The 12,050-nt window shown below is 68.4% G+C and carries 13 protein-coding genes; 8 read left to right on the top strand and 5 right to left on the bottom strand.

From position 1 onward, the window contains the following. The first annotated feature begins 57 nt into the window (after positions 1 to 57). Positions 58 to 438, top strand: a complete 381-nt coding sequence (locus tag GO592_RS20125; RefSeq protein ID WP_007300254.1) for a (deoxy)nucleoside triphosphate pyrophosphohydrolase — start codon at positions 58 to 60, stop codon at positions 436 to 438. A 2-nt stretch (positions 439 to 440) separates the two neighbouring features. Here GO592_RS20125 and GO592_RS20120 read toward each other — a convergent pair whose 3' ends face one another. Beyond that, positions 441 to 608, bottom strand: a complete 168-nt coding sequence (locus GO592_RS20120) for a hypothetical protein (protein ID WP_162130660.1) — start codon at positions 606 to 608, stop codon at positions 441 to 443. Between the two features lie 343 nt (positions 609 to 951). Between GO592_RS20120 and typA the strand changes: the two genes are divergently transcribed. The 6 genes from typA (at position 952) to GO592_RS20090 (ending at position 7,926) form a co-directional block, all read left to right on the top strand. Next, positions 952 to 2,859 carry a translational GTPase TypA gene (typA, locus tag GO592_RS20115; protein WP_005239154.1) on the top strand — a complete coding sequence of 636 codons (1,908 nt, stop codon included), beginning with the start codon at positions 952 to 954 and terminating at the stop codon, positions 2,857 to 2,859. 122 nt (positions 2,860 to 2,981) lie between these two features. Continuing rightward, entirely contained in the window at positions 2,982 to 4,802 is a 1,821-nt protein-coding gene (locus GO592_RS20110) for an ABC transporter family substrate-binding protein (protein ID WP_272943295.1), read from the top strand. Next, positions 4,799 to 5,677 (top strand): N-acetyl-1-D-myo-inositol-2-amino-2-deoxy-alpha-D-glucopyranoside deacetylase, encoded by an 879-nt coding sequence (mshB, locus tag GO592_RS20105; RefSeq protein WP_007300257.1) that lies wholly within the window; start codon positions 4,799 to 4,801, stop codon positions 5,675 to 5,677. Before GO592_RS20110 ends, mshB begins: the two co-directional genes overlap by 4 nt. A gap of 99 nt (positions 5,678 to 5,776) precedes the next feature. Further along, positions 5,777 to 5,935, top strand: a complete 159-nt coding sequence (locus GO592_RS20100) for a hypothetical protein (RefSeq protein WP_005239161.1) — start codon at positions 5,777 to 5,779, stop codon at positions 5,933 to 5,935. A 14-nt stretch (positions 5,936 to 5,949) separates the two neighbouring features. Beyond that, the gene (locus GO592_RS20095; RefSeq protein ID WP_005253646.1) at positions 5,950 to 6,378 is read left to right on the top strand and encodes a hypothetical protein; all 429 of its coding nucleotides are present in this window, start codon (positions 5,950 to 5,952) and stop codon (positions 6,376 to 6,378) included. A gap of 30 nt (positions 6,379 to 6,408) precedes the next feature. Beyond that, positions 6,409 to 7,926 carry a catalase gene (locus GO592_RS20090; protein WP_007300258.1) on the top strand — a complete coding sequence of 506 codons (1,518 nt, stop codon included), beginning with the start codon at positions 6,409 to 6,411 and terminating at the stop codon, positions 7,924 to 7,926. On the opposite strand, the gene GO592_RS20085 is transcribed toward GO592_RS20090, so the two are convergent. Continuing rightward, on the bottom strand, positions 7,923 to 8,300 hold the full coding sequence (locus GO592_RS20085; RefSeq protein ID WP_007300259.1) for a VOC family protein: 378 nt from the start codon (positions 8,298 to 8,300) through the stop codon (positions 7,923 to 7,925). The two genes, GO592_RS20090 and GO592_RS20085, sit on opposite strands and share 4 nt — an antisense overlap. A gap of 39 nt (positions 8,301 to 8,339) precedes the next feature. On the opposite strand from GO592_RS20085, the gene GO592_RS20080 reads away from it, so the two are divergent. Further along, complete coding sequence (locus tag GO592_RS20080) at positions 8,340 to 9,182, top strand: uroporphyrinogen-III synthase (protein ID WP_007300260.1); 843 nt, start codon at positions 8,340 to 8,342, stop codon at positions 9,180 to 9,182. 48 nt (positions 9,183 to 9,230) lie between these two features. On the opposite strand, the gene GO592_RS20075 is transcribed toward GO592_RS20080, so the two are convergent. The 3 genes from GO592_RS20075 to GO592_RS20065 are packed head-to-tail and all read right to left on the bottom strand — an operon-like array spanning position 9,231 to position 11,967. After that, complete coding sequence (locus GO592_RS20075) at positions 9,231 to 9,944, bottom strand: uracil-DNA glycosylase (protein WP_007300261.1); 714 nt, start codon at positions 9,942 to 9,944, stop codon at positions 9,231 to 9,233. Next, positions 9,929 to 11,470, bottom strand: coding sequence for a PH domain-containing protein (locus GO592_RS20070; protein ID WP_007300262.1), 1,542 nt, complete (start codon positions 11,468 to 11,470; stop codon positions 9,929 to 9,931). Before GO592_RS20070 ends, GO592_RS20075 begins: the two co-directional genes overlap by 16 nt. Then, positions 11,467 to 11,967 (bottom strand): PH domain-containing protein, encoded by a 501-nt coding sequence (locus GO592_RS20065; RefSeq protein ID WP_005253640.1) that lies wholly within the window; start codon positions 11,965 to 11,967, stop codon positions 11,467 to 11,469. Before GO592_RS20065 ends, GO592_RS20070 begins: the two co-directional genes overlap by 4 nt. Positions 11,968 to 12,050 lie beyond the last annotated feature (83 nt).

Raw genomic sequence — 12,050 nt, 5'->3', positions numbered from 1 at the left:
CCCCATGATGGTGCGGTGCCAGTGGAACGTGCAAGGCCTGTCGACCACGCCGGAGAGGTGGTGGCGGCCGCGATCATCGTCGACGGCCGGCTGTTGCTCGCCCAGCGGACCCGGCCTCCGGAACTCGCGGGACTGTGGGAGCTGCCCGGCGGCAAGGCGGAGGCCGGGGAGACCGCCGAGGACGCGCTGCGCCGCGAACTGCGGGAAGAACTCGGGGTCGAGGTGTCGGGCGGCGACCGGATCGGTGACGACGTGCCGCTGTCCGACGGCCGGGTGCTCCGCGCGTACCGGGTCGAACTGGTGTCGGGAACACCCGTCGCGCTCGACCACGCGGAACTGAGGTGGGTGGACGGACGGGAACTGGGGGACATCGACCTCGTCGGCAACGACCGCGGGTGGGTGCCGGACCTGCGAGTGCATCTGAACGGGTGGGGCTGACCTCAGGCCGCGCGGGCCTTCTTGAGCCCCTTCTTCAGTTCCTTCTTGGAAGCGCCCTCGTTCTCGAGCTTCTTCATGCGCATGATGACCACCGGGCACTTGATGCAGCGCGTCTTGCTGCGGCAGCACTTCTTCTTCGGTTTGAGACCCGAGACCTTGCTGGCCTTCACCTTGCCCATACTCGGCTCGGCCTTCCTACTTCGGTGAACACCGGTATCCGCCGGCTACACCCAGGTTAGCGTCCCCTCAGCTTTCGGCTCCGATCCACACCCGAGACAGGCCGAATTCGACGTGGCGCAGATCACTTTACGCTGGTCGGGCAGGCCCCGGGCAGTCGGCGATGCGCGAAGTAGCCGCTCGGGCGGGTAGTATTCACGTGGCCGCGATGCCTGCACTGGGCGATTTACCATCGCCTCGACGAGGATTCTGAATCGAGATGACAAGGCGGCCGCCAGAAAGCCGTGCGAGGGAACTTTCGCGTGGCCGAATCAACTCAGCCAGGAGAGCCACCGCGTGACCATCACCAGCTTCCGTAACGTTGCCATCGTCGCACACGTCGACCACGGCAAGACCACTCTCGTCGACGCCATGTTGCGCCAGTCGGGGGCATTCGAGGAGCGCGCCGAACTGGTCGATCGCGTCATGGACTCCGGCGACCTCGAACGCGAGAAGGGCATCACCATCCTCGCGAAGAACACCGCCGTCCACAAGCATCACGGCGACGGCAGTGTCACGGTCATCAACGTCATCGACACCCCCGGTCACGCCGACTTCGGTGGCGAGGTCGAGCGCGGCCTGTCCATGGTCGACGGTGTCGTCTTGCTCGTCGACGCGTCCGAGGGCCCGCTGCCGCAGACCCGCTTCGTGCTGCGCAAGGCGCTCGCCGCGTCGCTGCCCGTCATCCTCGTGGTCAACAAGACCGACCGTCCCGACGCCCGCATCGAAGAGGTTGTCTCCGAGAGCCACGACCTGCTGCTCGACCTGGCCTCCGACCTCGACGACGAGGCCGCCGAAGCCGCCGAGCTCGCCCTCGACCTCCCCGTTCTGTACGCCTCCGGCCGCGAGGGCAAGGCGTCCAAGGTTCAGCCCGAGAACGGTCACGCACCGGACGCCGAGAACCTCGACGCCCTGTTCGAGGTGCTCCTCAACTACGTGCCCGCGCCCAAGGGCAACGTCGACGCGCCGCTGCAGGCTCACGTCACCAACCTCGACGCGTCCGCGTTCCTCGGCCGCCTCGCGCTGGTCCGTATCCACAACGGCGAGCTGACCAAGGGGCAGACCGTCTCCTGGTGCCGCGAGGTGGACGGCGAGCCCGTCGTCACCAAGGCCAAGATCACCGAACTGCTCGCCACCAAGGGTGTCGAGCGTCAGCCCGCCGAGAAGGCCGTCGCCGGTGACATCGTCGCCGTCGCCGGTTTCCCCGACATCATGATCGGCGACACCCTCGCCGACCTGGAGAACCCGGTCCCGCTGCCGCGGATCACCGTCGACCAGCCCGCCATCTCGGTGACCATCGGCACCAACACCTCGCCGCTCGTCGGCCGGGTCAGCGGACACAAGCTGACCGCCCGCATGGTGAAGTCGCGCCTCGACCAGGAACTCGTCGGCAACGTCTCGCTCAAGGTCCTCGACATCGGTCGCCCCGACGCCTGGGAGGTCCAGGGCCGTGGTGAGCTCGCGCTCGCCATCCTGGTCGAGCAGATGCGCCGCGAGGGCTTCGAGCTGACCGTCGGCAAGCCGCAGGTGGTCACCCGTCAGGTCGACGGCAAGGTGCACGAGCCGTTCGAGGAGCTGACCATCGACAGCCCCGAGGAGTACCTCGGCGCCATCACCCAGCTCCTCGCCAACCGCAAGGGCAAGATGGTCCAGATGGCCAACCACGGCGCGGGCTGGGTCCGGATGGAGTTCATCGTTCCCTCGCGCGGCCTGATCGGCTTCCGCACCGACTTCCTCACCGAGACCCGCGGCACCGGCATCGCGAACGCCGTGTTCCACGGCTACGCGCCGTGGGCGGGCGAGATCCGCGCCCGCCACACCGGCTCGCTCGTCTCGGACCGCACCGGTTCGGTCACCCCGTTCGCGATGATCCAGCTCGCCGATCGCGGAACGTTCTTCGTCGAGCCCGGCGCCGACACCTACGAGGGCATGGTCGTGGGCATCAACCCGCGCCAGGAGGACCTCGACATCAACGTCACCCGCGAGAAGAAGCTGACCAACATGCGTCAGTCCTCCGCCGACGTGATGGAGACCCTCGCCAAGCCCATCAAGCTCGAGCTCGAAGGCGCGATGGAGTTCTGCGCCGGCGACGAGTGCGTCGAGGTCACCCCGGAGGTCGTGCGCGTGCGCAAGGTGCACCTGTCGGCCACCGACCGTGCCCGTGAGCGTTCGCGTTCCAAGGCCCGCGACAAGGCGGCCCTGTAGTCGGCACGTCCGACCACATCAGACACAACCGGGCGGATGTACCTTCGGTCGATCGGCGACCGAAGGTACATTCGCTCGAGGGTTTCCGGAGCCTTCCGGTATCTCTGAGGAAAGGCGGCGCGGTGGTTGCTGGGGGTCGACTCGAGAGAGTTCGAGGAGTGCGGGGCCGAAGGCGTGGGAACGGTGTGGCAGTGACCGCGCTCCTGCTGGCAGTGTCGACGGCGATACTCACGTCGTGCACCGCCGATCCGCCCCCGCCGGTCGAGAGCACCGACAGCCCCAAGCCGACGGCGTCGCCGACCGAGAAGCAGCCCGTCGTCGTGGCCATCGACGACGTGGGCAGCGGGTTCAACCCGCACCTCATGTCGGACCAGTCGCCGGCGAATTCCGCGGTCAGCGCCCTCGTGCTGCCGAGCCCGTTCCGGCCGGTGCCCGATCCCGCCCACCCGGGCGGCACCAACTGGATTCCCGACTCCTCGCTCGTGATCTCCGCGGACGTCGCGTCGCAGGAACCGTTCACCGTCACCTACCAGCTGCGGAACGAGGCGCAGTGGTCCGACGGCGCGCCCATCGCCGCCGAGGACTTCCGCTACCTGTGGCAGCAGATGATCAGTGCCCCCGGCGTGGTCGACCCCGCCGGCTACGAGTTGATCGAGGACGTCAGGTCGTCCGGTGGCGGCAAGACGGTCAGCGTCGTCATGAGGGCCGCCTACCCGGCGTGGCGTGAACTCTTCACCGACCTGCTGCCGTCGCATCTCATCAAGGATTCCCCCGGTGGCTTCGCGACCGGACTGTCCGAGAACATCCCGGTGTCGGGCGGGCACTTCCACATCAAGTCGATCGACCGCGGACGTGACGAGATCCTGCTCGAACGCAACGACCGGTTCTGGGACAAGCCGGCGACGCCCGACCAGATCCTGATGCGCCGCGACGGCACCCCGTCGCAGCTCGCCGACTCGATGCGCAACAACGACACGCAGGTCGTCCAGATTCACGGGGGCACAGCCACTTCCGCCCAGCTCGCGGCGATCCCCACGGTGCGGACGGGTTCGTCGTTCCAGCCGCGCGGACTCGACCTCACGCTGAACGGCCGGGTTCCCGAACTCGCGGACGTCCGGGTGCGGAAGAGCCTTCTGGAGTTGCTGGACACCGAACTGCTCGCCGTCGTCGGCGCCGGCAGCGAGGCGTCGGCGGTCCCGGCGCGCTCGCAGGTCTACGCCCCTTCCGATCCCGGTTACACCGCGACCGCACCCGCGCGGCCGAGCCGCGAACAGGTGCTGGCGAAGCTGGCGGAGTACGGATATGTCGCCGAAACACCGACGGACACCGTCGTTCCCGCAGGAGCGGCGCCGTCGACCCAGCTCGTCCGCGACGGCGTCCCGCTGACGCTCGTTATCGGGACACCCGAGGGTGACGACACCGCGAGCGCGGTCGCCAACACGGCCGCCGACCAGTTGCGCGGCGCCGGCGTCGACGCCACTGTGACGTCCCTGCCTGCCGAGGAGTTGTACGGGGAGTCGCTCGGCAAGGGCGACATCGGAGCGGTCGTCGGATGGTCGCGCGCCGGGTCCGACCCGGCGACGGCACTGGCCTCCCGTCACAGCTGCCCGCCCGCGGTGGTCGCGGCAACCCAACCGAACACCGAAACCACCGGCCCCGAACGTGACTCGGTCGCGGAGGCCAAGGCCCCGTCGAACCTGTCGGGAGTCTGCGACCCCACCCTGCAGCCGTCCATCGACGCCGCGCTGCGGGGGGTCGGTGATGTGCCGCAGGCTCTCGCCGACGCCGACCGCGCACTCTGGGATCTGGCTGCGGTGCTGCCGATCATGCAGGACCGCACACTGGTCGCGGCGGGCCCCGGCGTCGACGGGGTGTCGTTGTCGGGCGCCGTGCCGGTCGGAATATTCAGTGACGCAGCGGACTGGAGCAGGATCAAGGAATGAGTGAGCGGCGGCTTCTGCTGGTCCATGCCCATCCCGACGACGAGACCCTCACCACCGGCGGCACCATCGCGCGCTACGCCGCCGAGGGTGCCGACGTTCACGTCCTGACGTGCACGCTCGGCGAGGAAGGCGAGGTCATCGGCGAGGAGTGGGCGCAGCTGATCGCCGACGCCGCCGATCAGCTCGGTGGGTTCCGGATCGGCGAACTGACGTCCGCGCTGTCGTGTCTCGGTGCGGGAAGGCCGCGGTTCCTCCTGGGGGCGGGGCATTTCCGTGATTCCGGCATGGCGGGCACGGCGTCGGCGGCCGATCCGCGCGCCTTCGTCAACGCCGACCGCGACTCCGTGACCGCCGCGATGGTGGCGGTCATCCGGGAGCTGCGGCCGCACGTCGTGGTCACCTACGACCCGGACGGCGGGTACGGGCACCCCGACCACATCCAGGTGCACACGATCACCACCGCGGCCGTCGAGGCGGCGGGTTCGGCGAAGTACCCGGACTGCGGCGAACCGTGGGAGGTCGCGAAGCTGTACTGGACGGTGACCGAGGCGAGTGCGCTCGAGTCGGGAATCTGCCGCATCGGCGACATCCCCGACGGCTGGCGACTGCCGGAGCCCGGCGAATTGCCGAGTGTCCCGGACGCCGACGTGACGACGGTGATCGACGTGCGGAGCGTGCTCGCCGCGAAGGGGGAAGCGTTGTCGGCGCACGCCACCCAGGTGACGGTTGCGCCGAGCGGAACCGAGTACGCGCTCTCCAACGACATCGCGCAGCCGATTCTGGCGGAGGAACATTTCGTGCTGGTCCGCGGCGCCGTCGGGGATCGGGACGCCGACGGCAGGGAACGGGACCTCTTCGGTGGCGTCGGTCACTGACCGCCGGTATCTGTGACGAGGGTTACGTATTACACTGTGGCCCAGGTCACGCAGCGGCCTAGGTCGAGTCCGCGTGACCCCCGTCAGGAGAGGCGATAGATGTACAACTGGGATGTTCAGAACGCCATCGTCGCGTTCGTCGATACGCTTCGGCCTTCGTGGCCGGCCCAGCACGACCTGTACTACAGCGTGCTGTACGGATTCGCCGACATGCAGAGTCATTTGCTGACCCTGCTGGGCTACCCGCCCGTCGCCTGATCCACTATTGACACATGACCGTCGGCACCGCAGCGAAACCCGGACACCTCGATGTTCTGGGGAGGGTCACCCTCGCGCTGCTGGTGTTCGACGGTTTTCTGTGCGCCGTCCTCTCGGTGCTCTTCCTGCCCACCTACCTCGGGGCCACCCCGTTCCCGATCAGCATCCTCGCCGCCGCGGTCGCCAACCTGGCGCTGGTGATCGCAGCGCGGTCCACGACCGGCAGGGTGGGGACGGGAATGCTGCCGCTCGCGGGATGGGGATTCGGATTCCTGCTCTGCATGTTCGGCGGTCCGGGCGGCGACGTGCTCATGCTCGCCTCCGTCTGGACGCTCCTGCTCCTGATCGGTTCACTGGTTCCCGCGGCGGTCTACCTGTGGAAAGTCAGCGCGAAGGCGGCGTTCGGATCTGTTTCACCGACGGTGGGCGAGGGTACGCGGTAGCGACCAGCAGTCTGCTGAAGGAGCACCGCAATGACAGATCAGAACTTCACGACCGACGACGCCGGCATCCCGGTGTCGAGCGACGAGCACTCGCTCACGATCGGGACGGACGGGCCGATCCTGCTCCAGGATCACTATCTGATCGAGAAGATGGCCCAGTTCAACCGCGAACGCGTTGCGGAGCGCCAACCGCACGCCAAGGGGGGCGGGGCATTCGGACGGTTCGAAGTTACCGAAGATGTCTCCGCCTACACGAAAGCCGATCTATTCCAACCCGGCAAGAAGACGGACCTGCTGATCAGGTTCTCGTCCGTGGCCGGCGAGCGCGGCAGCCCGGACACGTGGCGCGACCCACGCGGATTCGCCGTCAAGTTCTACACCGACCAGGGCAACTACGACATGGTCGGGAACAACACACCCGTCTTCTTCATGCGCGACCCGATGAAGTTCCAGGACTTCATCCGCTCGCAGAAACGACGTGCCGACAACAACCTCCGCGACCACGATATGCAGTGGGACTTCTGGACGTTGTCCCCGGAGTCGGCGCACCAGGTCACGTGGCTCATGGGCGACCGCGGCATCCCGCGCACCTGGCGGCACATGAACGGGTACTCCAGCCACACGTACATGTGGGTGAACGCCGCCGGAGACAAGTTCTGGGTGAAGTACCACTTCAAGACCGACCAGGGCATCGAGTTCTTCACGCAGCACGAGGGCGACCAGATGGCGTCCATGGACACCGATTACCACACGCGAGACCTGTGGGAGCACATCGAAGGCGGCGACTACCCGAGCTGGACCTTGAACATGCAGATCATGCCGTTCGAGGATGCCGACGACTACCGGTTCAACCCGTTCGACCTCACCAAGGTGTGGCCGCACAGCGACTACCCGCTGATCCCCGTCGGCAGGATGACGCTCGACCGCAACCCCACGGACTACCACTGTGAGATCGAACAGGCCGCGTTCGAGCCCAGCAACCTGGTCCCCGGCATCGGCCCGAGCCCGGACAAGATGCTGATCGGCCGGCTGTTCTCCTACCCGGACGCCCACCGCTACCGGATCGGCGCCAACTACAAGGAGTTGCCCGTCAACCGGCCGCACGTGCCCGTCCGCTCGTACTCGAAGGACGGCAACATGCGCCACCACAACCCCGGGGATCCGGTCTACGTGCCGAACTCCAAGGGCGGCCCGCACGCCGACCCGTCGCAGGTGGGGGCGACCGCCACCTGGTACAGCGCCGGCGACATGGTCCGCTCGCCGTACGCGCTGCACAGGGACGACGACGACTGGGGTCAGGCCGGGACGATGGTCCGTGAAGTGCTCGACGACGCCGCCCGGGACCGCCTGGTGGACAACATCGTCGGCCATCTGCTGAACGGTGTCAGCGAACCGGTTCTGGCGAAGGCGTTCGAGTACTGGCGCAACGTCGACAAGACCCTCGGCGATCGGATCGCCGACGGTGTCGGGAAGAAACAGGCGGAGACCGACCCGAAGGCGGGCGAACAGGCCAATGCGGCGCGGAGCAGCGCGCAGGCGAAGGCCTAACGCTCGAACGCCACCGGGTGCCGAGGCTGGTACAGCATCATCTCGCCCGCATCGGGAATCTTCAGGGACGTGGTGAGGCCGTACCCGTCGTCGCGGATTCCGCGGGTGAACTCGGCGCCCTTGGCCTCGAGTTCCGCGACGGTCGATTCGATGTCGTCGCACATCAGGGAGATCTCGTGATGCGGCCGAGTCGACCACGGCTCACCGCTCCGATCGTCCGAGGTGGGGTGCACACCCATCTCGGACGGTCCGGTGCGGAAAATCAGCCACCCGCCGCCGGCGTCGACGTGTGACCAGCCGAGCACGTCGCGGAAGAAGTCGCGGGCCGCCTCGGCGTCGTCGGCGTAGACCAGTGTGTGCACGGCAGTGATCATGTGGGCAGCTTAGTGCGATTCGTCCGTCACACTGGGAGAATGTCGAACGACGAACTTTCCGGGCTGACCATCGCCGTCACCGCCGAACGCCGGGCCGCCGAGTTCATCACGCTCCTCGAACGGCACGGGGCCGCCATCGTCCACACGCCGGCCATTCACGTGCTGCCGCTCGTCGACGACTCCGATCTGCGGTCCCGCACGGCCGACATCATCGCGTCGCCGCCGGACCTCCTCGTCGTCAGCACCGCCGTCGGCTTCCGGGGATGGCTGGATGCGGCCCGGGCCTGGGAGGAGGAAGACGCACTGCTCGCCGCCCTGCAATCGGCGCGGATCATCACCCGCGGTCCCAAGGCGAAGGGCGCCGTCCGCGGCGCCGGCCTGCGCGAGGAGTGGTCGCCGGAGACGGAATCGTCCGAAGAGGTGCACGAACACCTCGTCGCCGAGGGTGTGCGCGGTCTGCGCGTCGCGGTCCAGTTGCACGGCACCATCACCGAATGGGAGCCGATGACCGACCTGAGCGTCTCCCTCGCCGGCGCCGGGGCCGAGACGACGGCCGTGTCGGTGTACCGGTGGATCAGACCCGAGAACCAGCAGCCGCTGCTGACGCTGCTCGACCAGATCATCCGAGCCGAGGTCGACGCCGTCACCTTCACCAGCGCACCCGCCGTCTCGTCCCTCCTCAGCACCGCGAAGGACACCGACCGCGTCGAGGCCCTCCTGCACGCGTTCCACGGTCCGGTCGCACCCGTCTGCGTGGGCTCGGTGACGGCCTCACCCCTCACCGCCCTCGGCGTCGACACCATGCAACCGGCCCGTCCCCGGCTCGGTAGCATGGCCAAATACATCATCGAGGAACTCCCGGACCGGCGGCATGTGGGGTGAACGGCACTTTCGGCGCCTCAGATAAGGCGGATGTACCGTTCGCCGGCATCACCCGATCAGCCCGGCCGCGCGGGCGGCGCCGGACAGCACCGACTCGAGCATGGCGGGGGTGAGCCGGCCGGTGAAGGTGTTCTGCTGGCTGACGTGGTAGCAGCCGAACAGGTGCAGGGGACGTTCGGCGCCGGGGAGTTCGACGTGCGCGCCGTGCCCGAACTTGGGTCGCGGCCGGGGGACGGCCCACCCGGCGTCGTCGAGGACGGGGAGCAGCGACTGCCAGCCGAATCCGCCGAGCACGATCACCGACCGCAGGTGGGGTTGCAGGATGCGCAGTTCGGCGTCGAGCCAGCGGCGGCAGTTGTCGCGTTCGTCCGGGGTGGGCTTGTTCGCGGGCGGCGCGCAGTGCACCGGGGATGTGATGCGGACGCCGAACAGTTCGAGGCCGTCGCCGATGTGGGTGGCGGTGGGCTGGCTCGCGAGTCCCACAGCGTGGAGTGCGGCGTAGAGGAAGTCGCCGCTGCGGTCGCCGGTGAACATGCGCCCGGTCCGGTTCGCGCCGTGGGCGGCGGGGGCGAGACCGACGATCAGCAGGGACGCATCGGGTGGACCGAATCCGGGGACCGGGCGACCCCAATAGGTTTCGTCACGGAACGACGCGCGCTTCTCGCGTGCGACCTTCTCCCGCCACTCGACGAGGCGGGGGCAGGCTCGGCATTCGATCAGCTGGGCGTCGAGACCGGCGATGTCGGTCAGCGCCGCGCCCACAAGTCACCTCCGCCGGGTGTCACCGACTCGACGAGCGACCACGCCTGATCGGCAGGCAGATCGATCACCAGGTACTTCCCGGTGCCTGCGGGTGTGGCGGCGATGACGGTCGCCACACCCGCCCGCCGTTGGAAGAACGTTTGACGGATGGTCCACCCGATGATCCCGTCGGCCTCGAGGCTGTCCCGGGCGCGGTCGAGGGAGCCGCTGCGGGTGATCAGCCACCCGGGCAGCACCGCATGGCCGAGGCCGCGGTACCGATCCCACGCCAGGACCACGCCGCCGACGGCGAGCGCGACGATCGCGGCCCACGCGGCCCAGAACACCGGCCGGTCGAGGATCACGAAGACCAGGGCGACGGCGAGCGCGATCTCGGCGGGGATCAGGGCCCGCGTGTAGCGCCGCCGCTGGGCGACCGGGCCGTGCGGGGTGAGCGGGACCGCGGCCTGACGGTGGTCGCTGATGACGGTGGCCATCACCCGCTCCGCTTCCGCACGCGGCGCCTGGGGGAGCAGGAGCGAGGACTCCCGCCTCTCGGCGCTGACGCCGGTCATGACGGCATCCAGTCGGGCACCGCCGGCGAGACGGAGGAGGAGCGGTTCCTTGAGGGTCGTCCCGCGGAGGCGGGCGCGATCCAGGGTGGTCTGGCGGGTCTTCAGCAGCCCGTGGCTGACGTGCAGGGTGCGGCCGTTGTCCATCAGCGTCATGTTGCCGTACGTGAGGAGGTACCGGATGCAGGCCAGGGCGCTGGCGGCGATCAGGAGGACGACGATCCCGACGACGACGGCGATGGCGATCCCGACGCGCTCGGCGGATTCGATGCCCTCGGCCACCGTCGACGAGCGGGCGATCTTCGCGCCGATTCCGTACTGGAACGCGAGACCGACGATCGCCGCGATGGTCACCACGCCGGTCACCGAGAACGGGGCGTAGCGGACCCAGGCCGGTGTCCAGTGGCCGATCTCGGTCACTGCGGGCTCCTGTGTGACCGCGGTCTGTTCGACGTCGGGCAAGGGCTGCCGGGCGAGCAGTGCGGCCCGCAGGCCGGGAACCAGCCCGGTGGAGAGGGCGTTGAGTTCGAACTTCGCCGCGTCGGGTTTGGAACCGACCTGCTGGCCGGTGCCGATGCGCACGATCGACAGCCCGAGCAGGCGATGCAGGACCCCCGCCTCGACGTCGACGGATCGGATGCGGTTGCGTGGTACCGACAGCAGGCGTTTGCGGAACAGGCCCTGCCGCAGTTGCACGTGGACCGGACCGATGCGGTAGCTCGTCGTGAACCAGCGCGAGACGCCGAACACCACGAACACGACGATGGCGACGAGACTCCACACGTGGTTGCCGCTCTGGGTGCCGATCACCAGCGAAATCAGCAACACGGGCAGAAGTTTGACGATCTCGTCGACCGGGTGGACGAGCAGCATCCGGCGGTCCAGGCGCAACCAGGGCTGTTCCTCCTCGGCGGCGGCCGCGGCCTCGCCGTGCGCGATGGGGGGAGCGATTCCCGGTTCCGGTGCCGCACTCATGTGGCGTCACCGACATTGGTGCCCGCGATCTCGGTGAGCCGGGCGACGGTGCGATCGGCGGTGTCCTGATCGAGGGCGGAGATCTTGACGGCACCGGCGGACGACGCCGTCGTGACGGTGACGGTCGCCAGCCCCAGCATGCGGTCGATGGGTCCGCGTTCGGTGTCGACGGTCTGGATGCGGGAGATGGGCGCGATGCGTCGTTCCTGAGTGAACCAGCCGCTGCGGGTGTAGACCGCGGTGTCGCTGATCTCCCAGCGGTGCACCCGGTACCGCCAGAGCGGTACGACGGCGACGTGGAGGATCGCGAGCACGACGGTGATCGCGAGGACCGTGACGTGCACCCACACGGGCCACCAGTGGAAGACGAGAGCGACCGCTTGCGCGACGAAGAGCGGAAGCCAGAGAAGGGCGGCGTTGATCGCCCACAGTTGCTTGGCCTTGGGGCTGGGCCGCCACAGCGGGTCCGCCATCGTGACGGTGGTGGGCACACTCATGCCCCTACTTTGGCCGTGCCCCGGCATTCTGTCGAGAACCGACCTATCGTAAGAGAACCCCCCCCGAAGTGAAAGGAGCGCAG

The sequence above is a fragment of the Rhodococcus sp. 21391 genome (assembly GCF_016772255.1).
GTDB classification, from domain to species: Bacteria; Actinomycetota; Actinomycetes; order Mycobacteriales; family Mycobacteriaceae; genus Rhodococcus_F; species Rhodococcus_F opacus.
Note: the sequence above shows the minus strand (reverse complement) of the source record. Positions and strands in the feature narration are given on the sequence as shown.